The organism is Corallococcus sp. AB018, assembly GCF_003986945.1.
Classification (GTDB): Bacteria; Myxococcota; Myxococcia; order Myxococcales; family Myxococcaceae; genus Corallococcus; species Corallococcus exiguus.
This window is the reverse complement of sequence record NZ_RAWR01000166.1, coordinates 1-24,703: the sequence shown is the minus strand read 5'-3', so window position 1 is coordinate 24,703 and position 24,703 is coordinate 1. Positions and strand designations below refer to the sequence as shown.

Annotated in this window: 18 protein-coding genes and 1 pseudogene; 11 read left to right on the top strand and 8 right to left on the bottom strand. The window is 68.6% G+C overall.

Annotated features, from left to right (window positions below; translation table 11 throughout):
• Window positions 1–140: 140 nt before the first annotated feature.
• Window positions 141–1,403 (top strand): MFS transporter, encoded by a 1,263-nt coding sequence (locus D7Y11_RS29720; RefSeq protein WP_120580260.1) that lies wholly within the window; start codon window positions 141–143, stop codon window positions 1,401–1,403.
• A gap of 4 nt (window positions 1,404–1,407) precedes the next feature.
• Here the strand turns inward: D7Y11_RS29720 and D7Y11_RS29715 are convergent, their stop codons facing one another.
• Window positions 1,408–2,478 carry a PQQ-binding-like beta-propeller repeat protein gene (locus tag D7Y11_RS29715; RefSeq protein ID WP_233607424.1) on the bottom strand — a complete coding sequence of 357 codons (1,071 nt, stop codon included), beginning with the start codon at window positions 2,476–2,478 and terminating at the stop codon, window positions 1,408–1,410.
• 83 nt (window positions 2,479–2,561) lie between these two features.
• Between D7Y11_RS29715 and add the strand changes: the two genes are divergently transcribed.
• Window positions 2,562–3,725 carry an adenosine deaminase gene (gene add / locus D7Y11_RS29710; RefSeq protein WP_121758750.1) on the top strand — a complete coding sequence of 388 codons (1,164 nt, stop codon included), beginning with the start codon at window positions 2,562–2,564 and terminating at the stop codon, window positions 3,723–3,725.
• Window positions 3,726–3,735: 10 nt separating this feature from the next.
• Window positions 3,736–4,191 carry a hypothetical protein gene (locus tag D7Y11_RS29705; RefSeq protein ID WP_126935357.1) on the top strand — a complete coding sequence of 152 codons (456 nt, stop codon included), beginning with the start codon at window positions 3,736–3,738 and terminating at the stop codon, window positions 4,189–4,191.
• Between the two features lie 72 nt (window positions 4,192–4,263).
• Here the strand turns inward: D7Y11_RS29705 and glgC are convergent, their stop codons facing one another.
• On the bottom strand, window positions 4,264–5,493 hold the full coding sequence (gene glgC / locus D7Y11_RS29700; RefSeq protein WP_120580254.1) for a glucose-1-phosphate adenylyltransferase: 1,230 nt from the start codon (window positions 5,491–5,493) through the stop codon (window positions 4,264–4,266).
• A 207-nt stretch (window positions 5,494–5,700) separates the two neighbouring features.
• Here glgC and D7Y11_RS29695 point away from each other — a divergent pair, with 207 nt between their 5' ends.
• Together D7Y11_RS29695 and D7Y11_RS29690 are read left to right on the top strand one after the other, a co-directional pair.
• Window positions 5,701–6,582 (top strand): GGDEF domain-containing protein, encoded by an 882-nt coding sequence (locus D7Y11_RS29695; RefSeq protein ID WP_120580255.1) that lies wholly within the window; start codon window positions 5,701–5,703, stop codon window positions 6,580–6,582.
• A 5-nt stretch (window positions 6,583–6,587) separates the two neighbouring features.
• Entirely contained in the window at window positions 6,588–6,764 is a 177-nt protein-coding gene (locus D7Y11_RS29690) for a hypothetical protein (RefSeq protein ID WP_233597381.1), read from the top strand.
• Between the two features lie 27 nt (window positions 6,765–6,791).
• Here the strand turns inward: D7Y11_RS29690 and D7Y11_RS29685 are convergent, their stop codons facing one another.
• From D7Y11_RS29685 to D7Y11_RS29665, 5 genes are all read right to left on the bottom strand, one after another.
• A complete protein-coding gene (locus D7Y11_RS29685) occupies window positions 6,792–7,820 on the bottom strand; it encodes an NAD-dependent epimerase/dehydratase family protein (RefSeq protein WP_120580257.1) in 1,029 nt (342 codons plus the stop codon).
• On the bottom strand, window positions 7,817–12,226 hold the full coding sequence (locus tag D7Y11_RS29680) for an AMP-binding protein (RefSeq protein WP_120580258.1): 4,410 nt from the start codon (window positions 12,224–12,226) through the stop codon (window positions 7,817–7,819). The genes D7Y11_RS29685 and D7Y11_RS29680 overlap by 4 nt, the downstream gene beginning before the upstream one ends.
• Before the next feature lie 17 nt (window positions 12,227–12,243).
• Window positions 12,244–13,854, bottom strand: coding sequence for a lactate racemase domain-containing protein (locus D7Y11_RS29675; protein WP_120580259.1), 1,611 nt, complete (start codon window positions 13,852–13,854; stop codon window positions 12,244–12,246).
• Window positions 13,855–13,886: 32 nt separating this feature from the next.
• Window positions 13,887–14,552: an HAD family phosphatase gene (locus D7Y11_RS29670; RefSeq protein WP_120567363.1), complete on the bottom strand. Its 666-nt coding sequence runs from the start codon at window positions 14,550–14,552 to the stop codon at window positions 13,887–13,889.
• 102 nt (window positions 14,553–14,654) lie between these two features.
• Complete coding sequence (locus D7Y11_RS29665) at window positions 14,655–15,647, bottom strand: NAD(P)-dependent oxidoreductase (RefSeq protein ID WP_120580973.1); 993 nt, start codon at window positions 15,645–15,647, stop codon at window positions 14,655–14,657.
• Between the two features lie 380 nt (window positions 15,648–16,027).
• Between D7Y11_RS29665 and D7Y11_RS29660 the strand changes: the two genes are divergently transcribed.
• The 6 genes from D7Y11_RS29660 to hemH all read left to right on the top strand — a co-directional run bounded on the left by D7Y11_RS29660 (window position 16,028) and on the right by hemH (window position 24,375).
• A complete protein-coding gene (locus D7Y11_RS29660; protein WP_014394388.1) occupies window positions 16,028–16,360 on the top strand; it encodes an SWIB/MDM2 domain-containing protein in 333 nt (110 codons plus the stop codon).
• Between the two features lie 187 nt (window positions 16,361–16,547).
• Window positions 16,548–19,655: a malto-oligosyltrehalose synthase gene (gene treY, locus D7Y11_RS29655; protein ID WP_217276267.1), complete on the top strand. Its 3,108-nt coding sequence runs from the start codon at window positions 16,548–16,550 to the stop codon at window positions 19,653–19,655.
• Window positions 19,652–21,796 carry a glycogen debranching protein GlgX gene (gene glgX / locus D7Y11_RS29650; protein ID WP_120580972.1) on the top strand — a complete coding sequence of 715 codons (2,145 nt, stop codon included), beginning with the start codon at window positions 19,652–19,654 and terminating at the stop codon, window positions 21,794–21,796. Before treY ends, glgX begins: the two co-directional genes overlap by 4 nt.
• Before the next feature lie 35 nt (window positions 21,797–21,831).
• A complete protein-coding gene (locus tag D7Y11_RS29645; protein WP_120580971.1) occupies window positions 21,832–22,824 on the top strand; it encodes a TerC family protein in 993 nt (330 codons plus the stop codon).
• A 74-nt stretch (window positions 22,825–22,898) separates the two neighbouring features.
• Complete coding sequence (gene apaG, locus D7Y11_RS29640; protein ID WP_120580970.1) at window positions 22,899–23,282, top strand: Co2+/Mg2+ efflux protein ApaG; 384 nt, start codon at window positions 22,899–22,901, stop codon at window positions 23,280–23,282.
• A 25-nt stretch (window positions 23,283–23,307) separates the two neighbouring features.
• Window positions 23,308–24,375 carry a ferrochelatase gene (gene hemH, locus D7Y11_RS29635; RefSeq protein ID WP_120580969.1) on the top strand — a complete coding sequence of 356 codons (1,068 nt, stop codon included), beginning with the start codon at window positions 23,308–23,310 and terminating at the stop codon, window positions 24,373–24,375.
• On the opposite strand, the pseudogene D7Y11_RS43460 reads toward hemH, so the two are convergent.
• A pseudogene (locus D7Y11_RS43460) lies at window positions 24,350–24,703 on the bottom strand (hypothetical protein); the annotation flags it as partial. The gene hemH and the pseudogene D7Y11_RS43460 overlap by 26 nt on opposite strands.

Below are 24,703 nucleotides of genomic sequence, written 5' to 3'. Positions count from 1 at the left end.
GGAGGCCACCCGCGCCCGTCCTCCCGGACTCACGGGGTGGGCAGGCGCGGTGGTGGATGTCTGTGTTTGGCGAAGTGGCAGGCGCTGGAGGCGCGGAGTCCTCCTTCCCGCCCGGGCCAGAAGCGGTAGGGTTGCGCGCCATGAACCGTCTCCGGGAACTGCGCTCGGTCCTGAACCTCACCGTCCTCGTGGCGGGGCTCGGCTACTTCGTGGACCTCTTCGACATCACGCTGTTCGGCGTGGTGCGCGTCGCGTCGCTGAAGGACCTGGGCCTCACGGACCCTTCCGACATCTTCCAGAAGGGGCTGTTCATCTACAACGCGCAGATGGCGGGGATGATGGTGGGCGGCCTCTTCTGGGGCCTGCTCGGGGACAAGCGGGGACGGCTGTCCGTGATGTTCGGCTCCATCCTCCTGTACTCGGTGGCCAACCTGCTCAACCCCTTCGTCTGGGACGTGAACAGCTACGCCGCGTGCCGCTTCCTCGGAGGACTGGGGCTCGCGGGCGAGCTGGGCGCGGCCATCACGCTGGTCGCCGAGTCCCTGCCCAAGGAGAAGCGCGGCCTGGGCACCACCGTCGTCGCCACGCTGGGCATGCTGGGCATCGTCGTCGCGGCGCTCGTCGGGCAGCACCTGCACTGGAAGGCGGCCTACGTGACGGGCGGCGTGCTGGGCCTGCTGCTCCTCTTCGCGCGCTTCAAGGTGTCCGAGTCCGCCCTCTTCACCCAGAAGGCCGGCCCCGCGAAGGGGAACCCGCTCCTGCTCATCACGGGCGGACGCTTCTCCAAGTATCTGGGCTGCATCCTCGTGGGCGTGCCCATCTACTTCACCACCGGCATCCTCTTCGTCTTCGCCCCGGAGCTGACGGCGGGCCTCAACGTGCAGGGCACGGTGACCGCCGGCGACGCCATCCTCTTCGGCAGCGTGGGCCTGACGCTGGGAGACCTGATGTCCGGCCTGCTGAGCCAGTGGCTCCAGAGCCGCAAGCGCGCCGTGGGCTTCAGCCTGTGCGTCTGGTTCGCGCTGGTGCTCGTGTACGGGCTCATGCCGGGCCTCACCCCGACGCTCATCTACGCGCTGACCTTCCTCATTGGCCTGAGCGTGGGCTACTGGGCGGTGCTCATCACCATGGCGGCCGAGCAGTTCGGCACCAACATCCGCGCCACCGTGGCGACGTCCGTGCCCAACTTCGTGCGCGGCTCCGCGGTGATTGCCGCCACCGCCTTCGGTCAGCTCAAGGGCTCCCTGGGCGTGGCGCACGCGGCGCTGGCCGTGGGCGCGGTGTGCTTCGTCCTGGCGCTCGTCGCCCTGGCGCGGCTGGCGGAGACCTTCCACCGCGACCTGGACTACGTGGAGTCCGTGAGCGACGCGAAAGTGGACGTCCCCACCGGCTCCGGCGCCTGAGTCCTCAGGCGGGCGGCGGCACCCGCAGCCGCCACGCCAGCACGCGGCCGTCCAACCCCAGCACGAACACCAGCGGCCCGCGCACCACCGGCCGCGTGCGCAGCGGCGTGTCCGCCCGCACGGTGAACGCAGGCGTCCAGCCCGGCGCCTTGAGCGCGACCAGGTTCCCCTCGTGGCCGGACGTGGGCACCAGCAGCAGGTCCTCCAGCCCCACCTGCACCCGGCCCACCAGCGGCGAGGGCAGCACCACCCGCGCCACCTCCCGGCCCTCCGAGGTGGACAGCCCCACCAGCGACGACGGGCCCGCGCCCACCCACAGCGCGCCCAGCGCCCGCGCGGGCGGCCCCGTCACCCCGTCCGAGAAGCGCTGCTCCCAGCGCGTGCTCCCGTTCTTCACCGACAGCGCCAGCACCCGGCCCGGCCGCGTGGCCACGAACACCGTGTCGCGCTCCGAATCCAGCCCCACCACGTCCGTCACCGGCAGCGACCAGCGCGGCACACCGCTCCGGGCGTCCAGCGCCCACAGCCCCGAGCCGAGCGGCACCACCAGCACGTCCGCCACCAGCACCGGCGCCGCCCGGAGCCCCGGGGTCACGGATGGCTGTGGCTCCAAGGATTCCGCCGACGCGGGCGTGGGGGCCTTGGGCGCCGGCTGCTTCCAGCGCTCCTGCCCGGAGTCCACCGCCAGGGCGCGCACCGCGCCATCGGGCGCCACCAGGTAGACGGTGTGTCCCGCGTCGTCCACCACGGGCGGTGTCAGCACGGGCGGCTCGCCTCCCAGGCGCCAGCGCTCCTTGCCGTCCTCGAGCGACAGGCAGGCCACCTCGCCCACCACCGTCCCCACGACGACGCTCTCGCCGGCCAGGGCGGGGGCCACCGCCACCTCGCGGCCCAGCCGGGCGGTCCACACCGGCCGGCCCTCGCGGTCCAGGCGCACCACCGTGCCCGCTTCGTTGCCCAGGAGCACCCCGTCCGAAAGGGCCGTGAGCCCCGTCCGCGAGGACGCATTGCTGGAGTACTGGAAGGCCGGTTCCACCGGCGCCCGCTGGCACGCCATGACGGCCAGCGTCAACATCAGGCAGGTCAGCAGGGGCAGGCGTGGACAGGCGCGGGACGGCATGGTTTGGGGGAGGATGACGCAAGCGAGGAACTTCGACCATGCCCACGATTCGTGAAGACGAAACCCCCAACGCCACCGGCATCCCTTCATCCGCCCGGCGTACGGACATCATCCCGCCCCCCACGCTGGCGGTGACGGAGGAGCTGCTCCACGCGCTCCCCAAGACGGACCTGCACTGCCACCTGGACGGGTCCATGCGGCTCAAGACCATCCTGGAGCTGGCCGAGCAGCAGAAGATCAAGCTCATGGCCGACACCGAGGACGGCCTGGCCAAGGCCATCCACATGGGCCAGGTGTGCAAGAGCCTGGAGGAGTACCTCGTCGCGTTCGACGTGACGCTCTCCGTCCTCCAGACGGCCGAGTCCCTCTACCGCGCCGCCTACGAGCTGGCCGTGGACGCCGCCGCGGAGAACGTGCGCTGGCTGGAGGTGCGCTATTCGCCCGCGCTGCACCTGCAGAAGGGCCTGAAGATGACCACCGTCATCGACTCCGTGCTGGAGGGCCTGCGCGCCGCGAAGAAGGAGACGGGCATCAAGTGCGCCGTCATCGTCTGCGGCATCCGCCACATCAACCCGCAGACGTCCATGCGCCTGGCGGAGCTGTCCGTGGCGTACAAGAACCGCGGCGTCGTGGGCTTCGACCTGGCGGGCGCGGAGGCCAGCTTCCCCGCCAAGGACCACCTGGACGCCTTCCGCCTCATCCTCAAGAACAACGTCAACTGCACCGCCCACGCCGGTGAGGCCTACGGACCGGAGTCCATCTCCCAGGCCATCCACTCGCTGGGCGCGCACCGCATTGGCCACGGCACCCGGCTGCGCGAGGACGGGGACCTGCTCAACTACGTCAACGACCACCGCATCCCCATGGAGGTCTGCCCGTCCTCCAACGTCCAGACGGGCGCGGTGTCCTCGCTGGAGTCCCACCCGCTCAAGTTCTATTTCGACTACGGCCTGCGGGTGACCATCAACACGGACAACCGCCTCATCACCGACACCACGGTGACGAAGGAGCTGTGGCTGGCCCACCGCGAGCTGGGCCTGTCGCTGGAGGACCTCACCACCATCATCGTGTCCGGCTTCAAGAGCGCCTTCCTGCCGTTCCGGGAGAAGCAGGACATGCTGCGGCAGGTGAACCAGGAGATCGCCACCACGCTGGCCGCCTTCGAGAAGCGCCCCGTCGCGGCCATGCGCCAGCCGGCCTGAGCCCCACGTCATGGACGAGACCCACGACATCCCGCCCGCGCCGGACTTCAACCCCTCGCGCGCGAAGGCCGCCCAGGACCTGTCCGTCCCCTCCATCCTGATGCTGGTGATGGCGGGCCTCACCTTCCTGTACTTGCTGGTGAGCATGGTGACGCCGACGAGCTCGGCGCAGCTGGAGAACTTCTTCGACAACCCGGACATGCCCCAGCAGTGGAAGGACATCGTCACGTGGATGCTGTCGCCCATGGGACGCGTCGTGACCACCGCGCCCGGGCTGGTGCTCAACGGGCTGGTGGCCTTCGGCGGCTGGAAGATGAAGAACCTGCGGAGCTACGGCTGGGCCATGACGGCCGCCATCCTCTGCTGCATCCCGTGCTGCGGCCCGTGCTCCTGCCTGTCGCTCGTGCCGGGCATCTGGTCGCTCATCGTGCTCAACCGGCCGGACGTGAAGGCCGCGTTCCACTGAAGCGAAAAGCAAAGCGGGCGCCCCGGACGTGATTCCGGGAGCGCCCGCTGCTGGAAGGCACCTGGCTGACGGTCAGGTGACCTTCATCCCCTTGGGGATGACGACGACGCCGCCGGACGTGACGTGGAAGCGGCGCTTGTCCTCCACCGGGTCGTAGCCAATGGTCATCCCGGGCGGAATCTCCACGTTCTTGTCGATGATGGCCCGCTTGATGCGGCAGCGGCGTCCGATGGTGACGTTCTCGAAGAGGATGGAGTCCTCCACCTCCGAATACGAGTTCACCCGCACCTTCGGCGACAGCACGGAGCGGTGCACGTGGCCGCCGGAGATGATGCAGCCCTCCGCCACCAGCGAGTCCGTGGCGGTGCCCACGCGCTTGTTCTCCCGGTCCGCGAAGACGAACTTCGCCGGCGGGTAGTTGTTGGGCTGCGTGTGGATGGGCCAGCGGTCGTTGTACAGGTTGAAGGTCGGGTCCACCTCCACCAGGTCCATGTTGGACTGGTAGTACACGTCGATGTTCCCCACGTCCCGCCAGTAGCCGCGCTCCTTGTCCTCCTGGCCGGCCACCGTGTTCTGGGCGAAGTCGTACACGTACACGGGCTCGTGCTTGTACAGCTGGCTGATGATGGACTTGCCGAAGTCGTGCGCGCTCTTCTCGTCCGCCGCGTCGCGCACCACCTGCTTCACCAGCGTGTCCGTGGTGAAGAGGTAGTTGCCCATGGAGGCCAGGCACATCTTCGGGTTGCCCGGCATGGGCGGCGGGTTCTTGGGCTTCTCCAGGAACTGGAGCATCCGCCCGTCCGGCCCCACGTCGATGATGCCGAACTCGTGCCCCTGCTCGATGGGCACCGGAATCGCGGCCACCGTGCACGCCGCCTTCCGCTCGATGTGGAAGTCCAGCATCTTGCGCGTGTCCATCCGGTACACGTGGTCCGCGCCGAAGACGAAGATGTGGTCCGGCTCCTCGTCCGTGATGATGTTGAGGTTCTGGTAGATGGCGTCCGCGCTGCCCTTGTACCAGTCCACGCCGGTGCGCATCTGCGCGGGCACCGCCTCCACGTAGTGACCCAGGAACGCCGTCATGCGCCACGCGCGCGACAGGTGGTTGTTGAGCGAGTCGCTCTTGTACTGGGTCAGCACCTTCATCCGGTACACGCCGGAGTTGGCGAAGTTCGACAGGACGAAGTCGATGATGCGGTAGCGCCCACCGAACGGAACCGCGGGCTTCGCGCGCTCCCGGGTCAGGGGCTCCAGGCGCGTGCCAGCGCCTCCCGCAAGAATCATGGCCAGCAGCTTTGACATAGGTGCCGGCCACGTTAGCCCCCGGCCGCTGGCCCACAATGGCCGTGCGGCCGGTGCAAGCTTTTCCGTTGAGTGCCCAACCGGGCGGGGCGGATGGGAGGAAAGCGACCTCTCGGTTTCGCGGCATGTAGGAGGAGGGGCGCAACCCCGTACGTCCTCTTGGCTTGCGTGGCTTCCCCGGACCTTGCGTGCTAGCGTGGCCAAGCGATGTCTGGCGACCAAACGCGAGTCACCAAGATCTCCAGCCTCACCCCGGGACCCGAGCGCGGCGCTGAGTGCTGCCTCGTGCAGATCCACGGCCCTGAGCTGGGCAAGAAGTACGTGCTGGAAGAGACCGAGTTCACCATCGGTCGCGACCAGCACAACCACATCGTGGTGGACCTGGACAACGTGTCCCGCCGCCACGCGCGCATCTGGGGCCGGCAGGGGAAGATGTTCGTGGAGGACCTCCAGTCCACCAACGGCACCTACCTCAACGACCGGGAAGTGCTCCAGGCGCAGCCGTTGCGCAGCGGGGACCTGGTGAAGGTGGGAGGCTCCATCTTCAAGTTCCTCGACGGCGACAACATCGAGACCCAGTACCACGAGACCATCTACACGCTGACCATCGCGGACGGTCTCACCGGCATCAACAACAAGCGCTACTTCCTGGAGTACCTGGAGCGGGAGATGGGCCGCTCGCACCGGTACCAGCGCACGCTGTCGATGTTCATGTTCGACATCGACCACTTCAAGCAGATCAACGACGTGCACGGTCACCTGGCCGGCGACTACGTGCTGCGGGAGCTGGCGCAGTCCATCAAGAAGCTCGTCCGGCGCGAGCAGTGCTTCGCGCGCTACGGCGGCGAGGAGTTCGCCGTGGTGATGCCGGAGGACGGTCCGGACAAGGCGCGCCTGTTCGCGGAGAAGATCCGCAAGCTGGTGGAGGACAAGCGCTTCGTCTTCGAGGACAAGGAAATCCCCGTCACCATCTCCCTGGGCGTGGCGGAAGTCGCCTCGGAGATGTCGGAGCCGTCCCAGTTCATCAAGGTGGCGGACGCGAACCTCTACAAGGCCAAGAAGTCCGGCCGTAACCGCGTGGTGGGCTGAAGGCCATGGCGGACGAAGGCTCAGGCCCGTCCTTCCTGGCCCGGCTCATCCTCGTCCTGTTGGGAGTGGCCTTCCTGGGCGCCGCCTGGGTGTGGCACCAGAAGGACAAGGACCCGAACGCCGCCCGGCTCGTGGAGCGCGTGAGCGGCGGCCGGGTGCACGGCGGCGCGGCGAACCCGTAGGGCCCGCCGCGCTTTCTTCCTGGAACGTCAGGTGCCTTCGCGCGACTCGGCCAGCCGGCCGCGGGTGCCGGGCAGGCTGCCGGGCGGCATCTTCCCGTAGAGGTACTGGACGGTGTCCAGCAGCGTCTCGTGGACGTCGCGCGCCTTGAAGCCCAGCTCGCGCTCGGCCTTGGCGGGCTCCAGGTAGAAGAAGTGCTCGCCAATCTCGACCTCCTGCGGGTCGAGCTTGGACACGGTGCCGCGCAGCTTCGCGAACTGCTCCAGCAGCTTGCCGCCCCAGATGTTCACCTCGCGCGGCAGCTTCATGCGCGGGGCGGGCACTCCGGTGAGGCGCTGGAGCCGGTCGAAGAAGTCCGGCATGGCCATGTTCACGCCCATCAGGTGGCGGCCGTACACCTCGCCCTTGGTGAGCGCCTGCACGAAGGCGTCCGCCGCGTCGCGCGCGTCCACGAAGGAGATGCCGCCGCCGGGCATGGCCGGAATCTCCCGGTTGAGGAACTTCACCACCGTCCAGGTGGAGGACAGGCGGTCATCCCCGGGCCCCATCAGCAGGCTGGGGTTGAGCACCACCAGCGGGACGGAGTGCTTGCGGCAGTACTCCAGCGCCAGCTTCTCTTCGTAAATCTTGGACAGGTAGTAGGGCCAGTTGGCGACGGTGGTGATGGGGTAGTCGTCGTCCTCCGTGCCCACGCGGTCGTCCTTCGACACCGCGATGGTGCCGGAGGTGGAGCCCAGGATGACGCGCTGGATGCCTGCTTCGCGCACGTCGCGTAGCAGCTCGCGCGTGCAGTCCACGTGCAGCTCGTACATCCGCCGCGCGTCCTTGCTCTGGAAGGAGACGAGCCCCGCCAGGTGGTAGACGGCGTCCACGCCCTCCAGCGCGCGGCGCACGGCGTCCCGGTCCTTGAGGTCGCCCTGCTGGACTTCGGTCTTCGCGAACGCGGGGCCTGACGGCTTCGAGCGCGCGATGAGGCGCACGTCGTGGCCCGCGGCAACCAGCTTGGGCACCAGGTGCGTGCCCAGGAATCCCGTGCCTCCGGTGACGAGCAGCTTCACGCGTCCTTCCCTTCCGGCAGGGCCCGGGCGGGCGGGGTGAAGTCCCGGTCCGCGCCCACCTGCTCCAGGTCCAGCACCTTGCCCGCCCTCAGCGAGCGCACCGCTTCCTCCGCGATGTGCGTCACGTAGCGGTAGCCCTCCGAGCGCGCCATGCCCTGCGCCCGGGCCTTCAGCGACGCGTACTCCAGCGCCGGGCCCACGTGCACCTCCAGCTCCTTCGTCTTCGGGAACATGGAGCCCTTGGGCAGCGCTTCGTACGCGCCGTGGATGTACAGCGGCAGCACGTCCACCCCGTAGGTGAGCGACAGGTAGCCCAGCGTCGGCTTGAACTCCATCAGCTCGCCCGTCTTGGAGCGCGTGCCCTCCGGGAAGATGAGGACGTTGAAGCCCTGCCGCAGCGCCTCGCCCGCCACGCGCAGCGACTCACGCAGGCTGCCCTGCCGGTCGATGGGGATGAGGTGGGTGAAGTTCTCGAACCACGCGCGCTTGAGCGGCGTGTCGAAGAAGTAGTCGCGCGCGGCCAGCGACACCAGCCGCTCGCCCTGGCCGCCCAGCACCACGCGCACCAGGCCCGCGTCCAGGTGGCTGGCGTGGTTGGCGATGACGAGGAAGTTGCGGTTCTGCGGGATGAACGTCTTGCCCGTCACCTTCACGTCGAAGACGCCGCCGTAGAGCACCTTCTGCCCGAAGGACAAGAGCTGCCGGCCCAGCGCGGACACCGACTCCGGCACCGGAATCTCCGCTTCCTCCGCGCGCTCGGCTTCCTTCTTGATGTCGCGCGCCCGCGTCTCCTGCGAGGGCCGGCGTCCGGAGGCCACCACCAGCTTGCGCAGGTCCTCCACCGTCTGCACCTGCGTCAGGTCTTCAATGGCGGGCAGCGGCACGCCCGCGCCCTCCAGCGCCACGGACATCTCCGTGAGCATCAGCGAGTCGAAGCCCAGGTCGCCAATGAGCTGCGAGTCCGGCCGCACGTCCGACGCCGGGCGGTGGCATACCTCCGCGATGAGCGGGAAGAGCCAGTCCGACACGCCGCCGGTGGTGGGCGCTGCCTGCGCCTTCTCCTTCACGCGGCCCGCGCTGGCGGCCACGCGGTCCAGCCGCTGCAGTTCCTCCACCACGCGCTTGCGCTTCACCTTGCGGGTGGACGTGCGCGGCAGCTCGCCGTCCCAGAAGCGCAGCACCTTCACGCGCCGGTAGAAGGGCATGCCCGCGCTCACCTTGCGGAAGTGCTCCTCCAGCTCGTGGCGGACCTCTTCACGCGGGCGGTCCTTGAAGTCCGGCACGCACAGGCACGCCACCTTCTCGCCGCCGGCGTCATCCGGCAGGCCGACGATGGACATCTCCTTGATGTGCTCGTGCTCCTGGTACAGCTCCTCCAGCTCGTCCGGGTAGACGTTCTTGCCGTTGGCGTCGACGATGACGTCCTTGGCGCGGCCCATGAGGTACAGGCGGCCCTCGTCGTCCATGCGGCCCAGGTCGCCGGTGTGCAGCCAGCCTTCCTTCACCACGGCCTCGGTGGCCTCGCGGTCCCCGAAGTAGCCCGCCATCACGTTCGGGCCCTTGGCCAGCACCTCGCCAATGCCGTCGTTGTCCGGGTTCTGAATCTTGAACTCGATGCCCGGCAGCGCCTTGCCCACCGTGCCCTTCACGCGCTTGTTGGTGGCCTCGGACACCGCCAGCACCGGCGCGGCCTCCGTGAGGCCGTAGCCCTCGCGCATGGTGAAGCCCAGCTCGTGGAAGGCCTGGTGCACTTCTTCCGACAGCGCGGAGCCGCCGGACACCAGGACCTTCACCCGTCCGCCGAACTTGCGGTGCACCGGCCAGAACAGCAGCTTGCCCAGGTTGAGCGAGCTGCGGTTGCGCAGCTCCCCGTTGGCCGCCATCAGCGCCTTGAGCGCCTGCTCCACCAGCGGCGGGCGCGCGGCCATCTCCTGCGTAATCTTGCGGTGCAAGAGCTGCCAGAGCGCGGGCACGCCAATCATCGCCGTCACGCGGCCCGTCTCGAAGACGTCGCCCAGCCGGTCCGACGTGAGCTCGTCGATGTACGTGATTTCCGCGCCGCGCATGAACGGCGTGAGGAAGCCGGCGGAGAACTCGAAGGTGTGGTGCAGGGGCAGCACGGACAGCACGCCGTCACCCACGCCCACGTCGAACGCGCCCGCCAGCTTCGCCACCAGCGCCGCGAAGTTGCGGTGCGTGAGCATCACGCCCTTGGGCGTGCCGGTGGTGCCGGAGGTGAAGATGACGCTCGCCACGTCGTCCGCGGCGGCGGACTTCCTCACCGGGCCAATGCGGTCCGGGAACGCCGGGTCACCCGTCATGGCCTCCGCGAGGCTGGCCACGCCCACGCCCTCACCCAGCGCGGTGAAGAGGCCGGGGAAGTCCTCCGCGGTCTGCTCGGACACGAGGCACTGCTTCGCCGCCGCGCGCTTCGCGATGTTGACCACCTCCGCTTCGGTGAGCGAGGGGTCCACCGGCACGGCGGTGCCGCCAGCGCGCAGGATGCCGAAGTAGCTGATGGCCCACTCCGGCCGGTTCTCCGACACCAGGAGGACGCGGTCGCCGCGCTTGATGCCCTGGGCCATCAGGTAGCTGCCCACGCGGGCCGCGTAGCGGTGCACCTCGCCGAAGGTGAAGCGCTCTTCCTTCTCTCCCGCTGCCATGCGGAACGCCACCCGGTGGCGGTACGCGTGCACGGTGGCTTCGAAGAGCTCCAGCAGGTCGCGGTGCGCGGGGATGGCGGTGCGCTTCTCGCGCTCCTCGTCCAGGCCCGGGAACACCCACTTCTCCAGGCCGGGCAGGTGCGTGCCCAGGAAGTACTCGCGCCAGTCGATGCGGTCCGGCGCCCAGTCAATCTTCGCGCGGTCCGCCGGCACCATGCGCTCGTAGACGGAGCGCGTGTTGTCGCAGCGGAAGACGTAGCGGTTCTCCCAGAGGAAGGGGAGGAACAGTTCGATGAGGCCGCCGAGGCTGCCCGCCTGGGACTCCACCTCGTCCAGCGCGACGCGGGCCTTGTCCATCATCGCCTGCACGCGGGGCGCGCCCCACGCGGGCCGCACCTCGTCCATGGCCTTCTTCAGCAGCTTCGCGCCCTTCGCCAGCATGGGCGCGCTGAGCAGCTGGAACTCCTGCTTGCTCACGGGCTGCGGCTCGATGCGCGAGCGCAGCGAGTTGACCAGCGAGTTGCCCGTCTCACGGTTGCGGTAGTAGCGGCGGCGGTACAGACCCACCAGCTCCACGGAGCGGCTGGCGAGGAACGGGTTCACGTCACCGGACGCCAGGTTGTAGACGCGGCGCTCCTCCACCTGCATCGCGTGCGCGGTGATGCCCAGCGTGGCGCCGGCCACCTGGTCCACCGGGATGATGTCCAGGATGGCGTGGTCGCCCGCGGGGATGCCGCGCTGGCCCTTGATGCCCGCGTACGCCAGCGGCGCGGACGTGGTGAAGCCTTCGTTCCAGCCGGGGAAGGGGAAGTGCGCCGCGCTCTCCACGATGGAGGGTCGCACGATGGAGTAGCGAAGCCCCGGCGTCCCCGCCATCACCTGTTCGCCCAGGTGCTTGGCGTACGTGTACGTGTTGGGCCAGCCCCAGTGCTGCGCGCGCTCCATGCCCGCGCGGACCAGCTCGCCGGACAGCCACAGCTTGCGCTCGCGGCCCACGGCCAGGCGCAGCGTCTTCTCGTCGGTGGCGTCGCGGCCCTCCTCCTCCAGGCGGTCCAGCGCCTTCTGCCGGAAGAGGGAGGTGAGCGCCTTGTCATCCGCCTGTTCGCGCAGGCGGGCCACGATTTTATCCGCGTCCGCCAGCTCCTGCTCCAGGCTGAAGTCGCGCCCGTCCATCTCCCCCTGCTTGGGGAAGTAGTTCAGCACCTGCTCGTCCTCGAAGACGAGCCCGCTGCGGTTGCCCACGACGAACGCGGTGGACATGTGGATGAGCGGCACGGACCAGCGCAGCGCCAGCGCCACCGCGTTCTTCACGCCGTGGGTGTTGACGTTGAGGCCCACCTCCAGGGACGGATTGAAGGAGACCAGGCCCGCGCAGTTGACGATGGCGTGCACCTGTCCGGTGAGCGCGTCGACCTGCGCCTCCTCCAGGCCCACGAAGGGGTCGGTGATGTCGCCATCCAGGATGGTGCACTTCTTCTGGATGAACGCCATGGCGCCTTCGTCGCCCAGGCGGTCGCGCAGCGGCTGGAAGGGCTCGCTGGGCGCCACCTTGTCGAAGAAGCGGCGCTCCGCGGACGCGGCGCTGCCCTTGCGCACGATGACGTAGACCCGGTCCAGCACGTCGCCGTAGTGGGCCAGCAACATCGACAGCGTCACCTTGCCCACGAAGCCGGTGGTGCCGACGAAGACGATGCGCTTGCCGGTGAAGACCTCGGTGACGTTCAGCTCGGAGGGCGTGGCCATGTCCGTGTGCGACCCTTTCACTTCACGTCCACCATCACCGTGGGCGCGATGCGCAGCAGGCTGATGGACGCGGAGCGCCCCATGAAGCCGCGCGCCTCTTCAATCGCCTCGGAGAGGGTGTCGGTGCGATCCCAGCCGAGCAGGGCCGGGACGTGGTTGTTCTCCGCGCCCGCGACGATGACCTTGCCTACGTGCTGGCGGCCATTCTCGCCCCAGTACCACATGTAGAAGGGGTGCACGCCGTGGTAGGCGTTGCCCTTGCGGTACAGGTGCACGTAGCTGGGGTTCTCCGCGAACTCCTTCTCGTACTTGTGCTCCAGCTTCATGGAGTCCCGCGTCTCCGGCAGCAGCCGGTGGAAGAACTCGATGTAGCTGGGGTGCTGCACGGGGTCGAACTCGTCGTAGGCCGGGTGCAGGAGGATGAGCACGCCCCCCTTCTTCACCAGCGGCACGCCCCGGTTGAGGTTGTAGAAGTACCCAAGCCCCATCACCTGCACGAGCAGCGGGTTGAGGACGGAGTTGACGCTGTAGGGGCTGACGAACGGGATGGGGAAGATGACGATGTCGCTCTGCCCCTCCACCGGCACCACGTACTGCTTCCAGCTCTGCTCCAGCGTCTTCTGGTGCGTGGGCTCCGTGGCCCCCGCGAACACGCCCGTCACGTCATAGGGCGCGGGGATGGCGTTGAGCACCTTGCGCGCCGCCGCGCGGGGCAGCTTGGACAGCGTGAAGCGCAGGGCCTGGAACTTCAGCCGGTCCGCCTCCGTGTAGTCCTCTTCCTTCTTCGCCAGGAAGTCCGTGGGCGCGCCGAACATGCGGTTGTTCAGCGTGGTCTCGATGTGGAAGACCTTCAGCGTCTGGTCGATGACCGTGCCGATGCGCGAGTTCTTCGTGTAGAGCGCGCTCGCCTTCGGCTCCATGTAGCTGTCGGAGTCGCGGATGGTCTTCGGGTTGTGGTGGTGCCGGAGCGACGCGTAGTTCGTCACGCCCGTGCCCATGGACTTGTGCCCGCCGTTCATGGGCACGAAGTTGATGTTCACGTAGACGATGAGGTCGCTCTCCGCCACGCGGCGGTTCACCGCCACCACTTCATTGTGGCTGGTGCGCTCCAGCTCCGTGATGCCGTCCGGGTCTTCCGCGTCGTGGTTGTAGTAGCGGTCCGGGTAGTAGGCGTCGAAGATCTTCTCGCCCACCATGCGCTTCATCTCGCCTTCGGTCATCCGGCGGTGCAGCGCGTTGGCGATGACCAGGTGCACGTCATCCACGCCACTGTCCGCGCACAGCTCCAGCACCACCTCCAGGATGGACTGGCGCACGTCCGGCGTGACCATGGGCGGCAGCGGGACGCTGATGTCGTCGATGACGCACGTCAGCCGCATGCCGGGCTTGAGCAGCGCGTGCAGCGGGTCCATGCCCTCCGGGTGGTTGATGGCCCAGCGGATGGCGGCCTTCACGTTGGGCACGCCCTCCAGCGGGGGGCGGGGGAAGATGACCCGGGTGCCCACGGGCAGGTCTTCCTGGAGGAAGCCCTCACCGTAGAAGAGCGCCCGAGGGGGGCTGCCCTTCTCCGTGATGACCACCTGGCTTTCCTCGTCGTACAGCTTCTGGAGCGTCTTGAGCGGGCGCATGGATGAAGGGGGCGGCGAAAAGGGGTGGGGGATTACTTCAGGTCCAGGATGGGCCAGTTGTACGCGCGCGCGAGCGAGCGCAGCCGCAGGTCCGGGTTCACCGCGGTGGGCCGTCCCACCACGGCGAGCATGGCGTAGTCGGAGGCGCTGTCCGAGTAGCCATGGCACTGGTTGAGGGCCAGGCCTTCGCGCTCGCAATAGGCGCGGATGGCGTTGGCCTTGTTGGCGCCTTCGATGATGGGCGGAATCACCTTGCCGGTGGCCTTGCCGCCCACGAACTGCATCTTGTTGGCGATGACGTCATCGCAGCCCAGGTGCCGGGCCAGCGGGCGCATGGTGAAGTCCAGCGCTCCGGTGACCAACACGATGCGGCAACCGGCACGACGCGCCTCGTCGATGAGGTCCTGCGTCTGCTCGTACAGCGCGGGCTTGAGGACGTCCTCGAACATGTCCTCCGCGATGGTGACGAGCCGGTCCTCGCTGAGGCCCGAGTAGTACCGGTAGAAGAACTCGTTGAAGGCCTTGCGGTTGACGGCATCCAGGATGCCGAACACCGGCAGACCCAGGGCGGTGCCCAGGGTGCGGCCCGCGATGCCCCGGAGCGAGCCCCGGTTCATGGCGTAATAGGCATAGACGTGGACGATGTTCGTCCGGACCAGCGTCCCGTCGACGTCGAAGAAGGCTGCTTTGGCGGGCACTTTGGGGGGCATGGGCGGTCGGGCTTCCTCCCATCCTGGGGGGGGTCCGGTCAACGAAAGCGGAAGGCCAGCGTGGGCTGCGGGCCCTTTGGGCGCATGGGGCTATAACCAGCCCTGCGCGCGATACCATTCACCACTGCGAGTGATGGACTCCGCCAGGCCACGGCGCGGCCGGAAGCCCAGCAGGCGTTCGGCCTTGGCCCCCGAGCAGGTCCAGGCCGGGGCCAGGAGCTGCCGCGCCAGCTTCCGGTTCAGGGGGAGCTTGCGGCCCGTCAGCCGCGTCACCCCGTCCGCCGCCGAGGCCAGGGCGGTCAGCACCGCCGGGGACAGCCTCCAGGTGCGCGTCTGGAAGCCCAGGGCCTTCGCCCCCAGGTCCTGCATCTCCTCCAGGGTCAGCCGCTCCGGCCCCGCGCAGAAGAACGCCTCCCCCAGGGCCTCCGGCTTCTCCGCCAAGACGAGCAGCAGGTCCACCACGTCCTCCACGTCCACCAGGGACAGGGGACGGGGGCCTCCGGCCAGCTCCAGCCGGATGCCCTTCTTCCCCAGCTTGAAGAACGTCAGGTTTTCCCGGTCTCCGGGCCCGAGGATGCGCGGCGGGCGGATCACCGTCACCGGCAGCCGGTCCTGGAAGGAGAACGCGATGCGCTCCGCTTCCGCCTTGCTCTCGCCGTACCACTCATGCGGATGGAAGGCGTCCTCCTCTACATGGGGGCGCTCCGGGGTGGAGGGGCCGTGGGAGGCCAGGGAGCCGCACATCACCAGGCGGGGACGGGGCTCTGGCAGGGCGGCCATGGCCTCACAGATGAGGCGGGTGCCCTCCGCGTTGACGCGCATGAACTCATCGCGCAGCGCGGCGCGGCGGATGCCGGCCAGGTGGAAGACGACGTCCACGCCCTTCACCGCGCTGGCCAGCGAGGCGGGGTCCGTCACGTCGCCCACCACCCGCGTCCAGGGGTGGCCCGCCAGGGCCTTTTCCAGCTCGCGGGTGTCCGTGGTGGGGCGCAACAGGCATGAAATCTGGTCGCCGCGAGCCGCCAGCGCCCGCGCGAGCCAGGTCCCCAGGAAGCCACCGGCACCAGTGATGAGGGCATTCATGGGCGCTGTTTCATCCGAAAAGCCACATCCCGTCCACCGCCGAAAAGGGCAGGGTCCCCCCCGAGGGGGAGGCTGCTCCGGGTGCCGACTTTCCGCCTCCGGACGCGCCGCGAGGCACAATCCCCGAGGGAAAACGGCCTCCGGAGCCGGATTCTGGCGCTCCGGACGCGTCGCGGGACTTCCGTTCCCGAGGGAAGAATGCGCTGCGGGGCCGAGTTCTAGCCTCCGAAGCCGTCGCTCCGAGGAGCCCCAGAGGGAAAAAGCGCGCGATGGACGCTGTTTTTCGCTCTAGGCCGTGCTACTACGCGCCATCGGCTCTAGCTTGAAGATGAAAGCACGCCGTGCAACGTCCCCTTCGGAGGGGAGGAGACACAAGACGAATGGCCGCCAAGAAAGCCGCTGCGAAGAAGTCTGCCCCTGCTGCCGCGAAGAAGGCTCCTGCCGCGAAGAAGGCCGCGGGCCGTAAGCCCAACGCCGCGTTCATGAAGGAGATGACGCCCTCCGCTGAGCTGGCGGCGATCGTCGGTTCCAAGGCGCTGCCCCGCACCGCGGTGGTCAGCAAGATCTGGGACTACATCAAGAAGAACAACCTCCAGGACGCGAAGAACAAGCGCCAGATCAACGCCGACGACAAGCTCAAGCCCATCTTCGGCGGCAAGAAGAACGTCACCATGTTCGAGATGACCGCGCTGGTGAACAAGCACCTGAGCTGAACGGTGCAGGGCCCGTCGGGGCCGTCGCCGGTAGCCCGAAGGACCCTGGGGGCTCGTCACGCATCGCGCGGGACGGGCCCTCCGCTTTTTCCCTCTGGACCGGCCGCCCGTCCGGAGCGTTGAAAAGGGGGCGAAGGCGCATCTGCCCGCTGGCGGACGCGCCGCGTCGGACCTACCTCTGGGGGTCATGTTCCACGACGGTTCCGAGGCAGGGGAGCGCTCCGCGCGGGTGGCGGACGCGGATGGCACGAACACGGCGGTGGAAGCCCAGGCGGAGGGCCTGTTCGAACAGGTCCAACGCGAGCTGCAATCGCGCCGCGGCACGCCGCTGTCCACCTACCGGATGCAGTTGCATCAGGGCTTCACCTTCCAACAGGCGAAGGCGCTGGTGCCGTACCTGGCCCGGCTGGGCGTGAGCGACTTCTATGCGTCGCCCTACCTCAAGGCCACGCCCGGCAGCACCCACGGCTACGACTGCGTGGACCACCAACGGCTCAACCCGGAGGTGGGCACGGAGGAAGAGCACGCCGCCCTCTGTGACGCCCTGAGCGAGCACGGGCTGGGGCAGGTGCTGGACGTGGTGCCCAACCACATGGGCATCGAGCGGGACAACCGGCTGTGGTTGGACGTGCTGGAGAACGGCCCATCGTCCGTCTACGCGAAGTTCTTCGACATGGACTGGCGGCCGGTGAAGGACGAGCTGGCGGACAAGGTACTGCTGCCCATCCTGGGCGACCAGTACGGCATCGTGCTGGAGCGCGGCGAGCTGAAGCTGTCCTATGAGTCCGGCGCCTTCCATCTGCACTACTACGACCACCGTCTGCCGGTGGCGCCGCGCCAGTACGCGACCCTCCTCAAGCACGGCCTGGAGCGGTTGGAGAAGCAGCTGGGTCCGGAGTCGACGCACCTGGTGGAGCTGCTCTCCATCCTGACGGCCCTGGACCACCTGCCGCTGCGCACGGAGGTGGACGCGGCGAAGGTGACGGAGCGGCACCGCGAGAAGGAGGTCATCAAGCGGCGACTCGCCGCGGTGGTGGCGGACAGCGCGGAGCTGGCGGCGTACGTGGAGGAGAACCTCCGGGTGTTCAACGGCACGCCCGGCAACGTGCGCTCCTTCGACCTCCTGGATTCGCTGCTGCAGAACTGCAGCTACCGGCTGGCGCACTGGCGCGTGGCGGGCGAGGAGATCAACTACCGCCGCTTCTTCGACATCAACGGCCTGGCCGCCATCCGCGTGGAGGACGCGGACGTCTTCCAGGAGGCGCACCAGCGCATCTTCGAGTGGCTGCGCGAGGGGCGCGTCACGGGCCTGAGAATCGACCACCCGGACGGCCTCTTCGACCCCACCGCCTACTTCCTGGACCTGCAGGAGCGCTTCTTCGTGGAGCGCGCGCGGGCGCGCTTCGACGCGGAGAAGAAGGAGGGGGACGACGCGCGGTGGCCGGAGGTGGAGGCGCTCTTGCGCGCGAAGTGGCGGCGCCAGGTGATGGACACGCCGGACAGCCCGCTGCGCAAGGCGCTTTTCGTGGCGGTGGAGAAGATTCAAGGCGGCCGCGAGCGCATCCCGGAGTCGTGGGCGGTGCACGGCACCACCGGCTACCGCTTCGCCAACGCGGTGAGCGGCCTGTTCGTGCACCCGGCCGCGGAGGCGCACCTGACGGAGACGTACGAGCGCTTCGCGGGCGGCACGCAGGACTTCGCGGAGTTGGTGTACCAGAAGAAGCTGCTCATCATGCGCGTGAGCATGGCCAGCGAAATCAACGTGCTGGCGCACGAGCTCAACCGCATCTCGGAGATGAACCGCCGCACGCGCGACTTCACGCTCAACAGCCTGCGGCGCGCGCTGGTGGAGTTCATCGCGCTGTTCCCCGTGTACCGCACCTACGTGGACGGCTGGCGCGCGGAGCTGGACGTGCGCGATGTGCAGTACATCGAGTGGACCCTCCAGCGCGCCAAGGAGCGCAACACCACCACCAACGCCTCCATCTTCGACTTCCTGCGCGACATCCTCCTGGGCCGCTACCCGGAGCACGTGGGGGATGAAGAGAAGGCGGTGATGTTGAGGTTCGCGATGAAGCTCCAGCAGGTGACGGGCCCCGTCATGGCCAAGGGCCTGGAGGACACCGTCTTCTACATCTACAACCGGCTGGTGAGCCTCAACGAGGTGGGCGGCGAGCCGGAGCACTTCGGCATGCGCGCCACCACCTTCCACCTGCGCAACCAGGAGCGCGCGGAGCGCTGGCCGGCGAGCATGCTCACCTCCAGCACCCACGACACCAAGCGCAGCGAGGACGTGCGCGCGCGCATCAACGTCCTCACGGAGCTGCCGGAGGACTGGCGGGAGAAGGTGCGCGCCTGGGCGGACCTCACCCGGCCCTTCGTCAGCCACCTGCCCTCGGGCCCCGCGCCGTCGTCCAACGACGTCTACCTCTTCTTCCAGACGGTGGTGGGCGCGTGGCCCATGGGCGAGCAGGTGCCCGAAGGCGAGTGGAAGGAGTTCCACCGCCGCGTGCGCGAGTACATGGGCAAGGCCATCAAGGAGGCCAAGGTCCGCACGTCGTGGACCAACCCGGACGGCTCCTACGACGACGCGGTGGCGCGCTTCGTGGACGCGTGCTTCGACCCCTCGAAGGGCCAGGCCCTCCTGGATGACATGAAGGCCTTCAAGCGCCGCATCGAGCGCGCGGGCCAGCACAACGCGCTGGGGCAGCTGCTGCTGAAGCTGGCCTCGCCCGGCGTGGTGGACACGTACCAGGGCTGCGAGCTGTGGGATTTGTCGCTGGTGGATCCGGACAACCGCCGGCCGGTGGACTACGCCCTGCGCGAGCGGCTGCTCACGGCGCTGGACGACGCGGCGGCGAAGGACCGGCCCGCCCTGTGCGAGCGGCTGGTGAAGGACCTGGACGACGGGCAGGTGAAGCTCTTCGTCCTGGCGGAGGCGCTGCGCCTGCGTCAGAAGTACGCGGACCTGTGCCGCGCGGGCGGTTACGAGGCGCTGGAGCTGTCCGGGCCGCGCTCGCCCGCGGCGGTCGGCTTCGCGCGCACGCACGGTGACAGCGTGCTGATTGCCTGCGCGCCGCGTTACACGCTGGAGGCGCTGGAGTCCGGCGGGCTGGCTCAGGCGTATGACGGTACGTTCCTGAACCTTCCGGAAGCATATGCGGGCATGATGTTCCGCAATGTCTTCACCGGGCGCCCCGTCCGTCCCCAGCAGGGGCCGGGAGGCGTGGGGCTGGCCCTGGGGCCGCTCCTCGCGGAGTTCCCGGTGGTGCTGCTGGAGAGGAGCACTGGATGAGAAGGGCCGAGGTGCTTCCAGGGAAGCCGTTTCCCCTGGGCGCCACGTACGACGGGAACGGCGTGAACTTCGCCGTGTTCAGCGAGCACGCGAAGAAGGTGGAGGTCTGTCTCTTCGACCCCGCCGACCCCAAGAAGGAGACGCGCCGCTTCCCGTTGCTGGAGACCACGAACCACGTCTTTCACGGCTACATGCCGGGCGTGCACGCCGGCTGTCTGTACGGCCTGCGGGTTCACGGTCCGTATGAGCCGAAGAAGGGCCTGCGCTTCAACCCGCACAAGCTCCTGGTGGACCCCTACGCCCGCGCGCTGCACGGTCAGGTGGACCCCAAGGCGCCCATCCACGGGTACGTGCACGGGGGCAAGGAGGAGGACCTCGTCATGGACACGCAGGACGACGCCTGGGGCGTGCCCAAGGCGGTCATCCTGTCGGACGGGTTCGACTGGGAGAATGACAAGCGGCCGGAGGTCCCCTGGCACAAGACGGTCCTCTACGAGCTGCACGTCAAGGGCTTCACCAAGCTGAACCCGCGCATGCCGGAGCACCTGCGCGGCACGTACGCGGGCCTGGCGCACCCGGCCAGCATCGAGCACCTGAAGAAGGTGGGCGTGACGAGCGTGGAGCTGCTCCCCATCCACGCCTTCATGGACGAGCCGTTCCTCACCCAGAAGGGGCGCTCCAACTACTGGGGCTACAACACGCTGGGCTTCTTCGCTCCGGACGCGCGCTACTGCGCGTCGGGCTCGCTGGGCGAGCAGGTGGCGGAGTTCAAGGGGATGGTGAAGCTGCTGCACCGCGCGGGAATCGAAGTGATTCTCGACGTCGTGTACAACCACACCTGCGAGGGCAACCACCTGGGCCCCACGCTGTCCTTCAAGGGGCTGGACGCCGGCGCGTACTACCGGCTCAGTGAGAAGGACCCGCGCTACTTCATGGACTTCACGGGGTGCGGCAACTCGTGGAACGCCACGCACCCGTATGCGCTGAAGCTCATCGCGGACTCGCTGCGCTACTGGGTGGAAGTGATGCACGTGGACGGCTTCCGCTTCGACCTGGCGACGACGCTGGGACGCGACAGGCACGGCTACGACACCCGCGCGGCCTTCTTTCAAATCCTCCACCAGGACCCCGTCTTGAGCCGCGTGAAGCTCATCGCGGAGCCGTGGGACGTGGGGGACTACGGCTACCAGGTGGGCAACTTCCCGGTGCTGTGGAGCGAGTGGAACGGCAAGTACCGCGACACCATGCGCCGCTACTGGAAGGGTGACGACCGGCAGGCGGCGGAGATTGGTTCCCGGCTCACCGGCAGCTCCGACCTGTTCGCGCTGTCCGGCCGCAAGCCCACGGCGAGCGTGAACTTCGTCACCGCGCATGACGGCTTCACGCTGCACGACCTGGTGACGTACAGCCAGAAGCACAACGAGGCCAACGGCGAGGAGAACCGCGACGGCGCCAATGACAACCACGCCTGGAACTGCGGCGTGGAGGGGGAGACGAACGACCCCAAGGTGAACACGCTGCGCGAGCAGCAGAAGCGCAACTTCCTGGCGTCCCTCTTCCTGTCGCAGGGCGTGCCCATGCTGGTGGCGGGCGACGAGATGGGCCGCACGCAGAAGGGCAACAACAACGCCTACTGCCAGGACAACGAGCTGTCGTGGGTGAACTGGGAGCTCAACGAGAAGCAGCGCCAGTTGTTGGACTTCACCGCCCGCATCATCAAGCTGCGGCGCGAGCAGCCGGTGCTCTCCAAGCGCCGCTTCTTCCGCGGGGCCCACATCTGGGACAGCGAGCTGAAGGACCTGGCGTGGTTCCGGCCGGACGGCAAGGAGATGAAGCGCGACGACTGGGAGAAGCCCTACGTGCGCTCCCTGGCCTTCCTGCTGGGGGGGGACGCCATCGCCACGCCGGACGACGAGGGCCACCGCATCGTCGGGGACACCTTGCTGGTGCTGCTCAACGCGCACCACGAGCCCATCACCTTCATGCTGCCCGCCCTGGAGTGGGGCGCGGACTGGGAGCTGGTGGTGGACACCGCGGCCACGGGGGAATCCCTGCGCACGCACACCCCGGCGGGCGGCAAGGTGCAGGCGGCGGGACGTTCCCTGGTGGTCTTGCGGCGCCCGGCGACGGAATGGGAGTAGCCGCCGGGGCCGTCCCGGAGTAGGCAGCGGGCGTGATGACCCACACGCTCTGGCCCTGGGTGGCCTTCAACGTCTTCGTCCTGGCGATGCTCGCCATGGACCTGGGGCTGTTCCACCGCAAGGAGCACGCGGTGTCGTCGAAAGAGGCGACGCTGTGGACGCTGGTGTGGGTGAGCATCAGCCTCGCGTTCTGCGGAGGCGTGTTCCACTACGGCGGCAAGGGGCCGGCGCTGGAGTGGCTGACGGCGTACGTCGTGGAGTACGCGCTGTCGGTCGACAACCTCTTCGTCTTCCTGATGGTGTTCGGCTACTTCCGGGTGCCGCCGCAGCACCAGCACCGGGTGCTCTTCTGGGGCATCCTGGGCGCGTTCGTGATGCGCGCGGTGCTCATCGTCGCGGGCACGGCGCTGGTGGCCCGCTTCGAGTGGCTCATCTTCCTGTTCGGCGCGTTCCTCGTCTACACGGCCTCCAAGATGCTCTGGGCCAAGGACGACGACGACGTGGACCCGGAGGCGGGCTTCATCGTCAAGATGGCCCGGCGCCTGCTACCGGTGTCGCGCCAGGGAGACGGCAGCCGCTTCTTCCTCCACGAGGATGGCCGGCGCAAGGTGACGCCGCTGTTCATCGTGTTGCTGGTGGTGGAGGCCACGGACCTGCTCTTCGCCATGGACTCCATCCCGGCGGTGCTGGGCATCAGCAAGGACCCGTTCATCATCTACACGTCCAACGTCTGCGCCATCCTGGGCCTGCGCTCGCTCTTCTTCGTCGTCTCCAGCCTGATGGAGAAGTTCCACCTGCTGAAGGCCGCGCTGGGCGTCATCCTGGCCTTCGTGGGCGTGAAGATGCTCATCGAGCACTGGTTCAAGATTCCCATCGGCATCTCGCTGGCGGTGATTGGCGGGTGCCTGCTGGTGGCCATCGTGGCGTCGTTGGTGTTCCCCAAGCCCCCGGAGGCGGCGGGCTCCACCCCGGTGGCGGACGCGGACAAGGCCCCGGACGCGCCGGCGCGGGAGCAGGACCGCGGCTGACGGGGGCCCTGGAGCCTCGGGAGACCCCTGCGTTTCCCTTGCATCGGACGGGAGTCGCTGCCAAGTCTCCCGGCATGTCCACCGCCACCACCGACGGCATCCGCGTCACCGTGGAGCCGACCTTCTGGCCGGAGCGCAGCACGCCTGAGTCCGGGCAGTTCGCCTTCATGTACAAGGTGGTGCTCTTCAACGAAGGCACCGTCCCGGCGCAGCTGCGGTCGCGGCATTGGATCATCACCGACGCCCAGGGCCACGTGGACGAGGTGAAGGGCGAGGGCGTGGTTGGCCGTCAGCCGCACCTCAAGCCGGGCGAGCGGTTCGAGTACACCAGCTGGGCGATGCTGAAGACGCCCTTCGGCACCATGCGCGGTGGCTACGAGATGGAGCGTCCGGACGGCACGCGCTTCGAGGCGCGCATCGCCGAGTTCGCGCTCACGCTGCCGCACGCGCTGCACTGAAAAAGACTCCCGAGGGACTTCGCGCATGGCCGTGCCGACCACGAAGCGGGGACTGCTGCTCGTCAACCTGGGGACGCCGGACGCGCCCGAGTCCGGGCCGGTGCGCCGCTACCTGCGCGAGTTCCTCAACGACCCGCGCGTCATCGACATCCACCCGGTGGGGCGCTGGTTCCTCCTGAACCTCTTCATCCTTCCCTTCCGCCCCGCGAAGAGCGCGGAGGCGTACCGCAAGGTGTGGATGAAGGAGGGCTCGCCGCTGCTCGTGTACAGCCGCGCGCTGGAGGCGCGGGTGCGGGAGCAGCTGGGGGACGACTACGAAGTCGAGCTGGCCATGCGCTACGGCAACCCGTCGCTGCCGGACGCCATCGCGCGGCTGAAGGCGAAGGGCGTGTCGGAGTTCACGGTGCTGCCGCTGTACCCGCACGAGGCGGCGTCGTCTTCCGCGTCGTCGCTGGCGCGCACCTACGAGGTGCTGGCGGAGGGCTGGGACGTCCCCAACGTGCGCGCGGTGCCGGCGTTCTGGGATGACGCGGGCTTCCTGGACGCGTTCGCGTCGGTGGCCCGGCCGGTGATTGCCGACATGCGCGCGGACCACGTGCTCTTCAGCTTCCACGGGTTGCCGGAGCGGCACATGCGCAAGAGCGACCCGACGGGAAAGCACTGCCTGGCGTCCTCGGGGTGCTGTGACGCCATCACGGCGGAGAACCGGCACTGCTACCGCGCGCAGTGCTTCGCGACGGCGCGGATGCTGGCCCAGCGGCTGGCGCTGCCGGAGGGCGGCTACACGGTGTCCTTCCAGTCGCGGCTGGGGCGCACGCCGTGGGTGAAGCCCTACACGGACCTGGTGCTGCCGGAGCTGGCGGCGAAGGGCGTGAAGCGGCTGGCGGTGATGTGCCCGGCCTTCGTGGCGGACTGCCTGGAGACGCTGGAGGAGGTTGGCCTCCGTGCGAAGGAGCAGTTCGTGGAGGCGGGCGGCGAGTCGCTGACGCTGGTGCCGTCCCTCAACGCCCACCCGGAGTGGGTGGACGCCGTGGTGCGGATGGTGCGCGCTTCGGACGGCCCGGCCCCTACGGCGCGGGCGGAGTCGCGGTAGGCGCGGGCGCTGCTTCCGGAGCCTGGGGCGCGGCCGGAGCCTGCTGGGGCGCGCTGACGGGCGTGATGCGGGCCTTGTAGGTGCCCGCGGGCAGGTTCACGGCGGGCTGCGCGGGGCCGTTGAGGGCGGTGGACAGGGTGCCCTCCCAGGAGCGCCACTGGCCGGCCTTCACCAGGAACTCGCCCTTGCCGGTGACCTTCACGGTGGCGCCCAGCTCGGTGCCTTCCGGCTGTGCGGTGGGGGCGGGCGCGTCGTCCAGCTCGTTGGGGACCTCGATGGCGGTGTTCTCGGGGCCCGCCTGCTTCGCGGCCTTGTCCTTCTTGGGGAG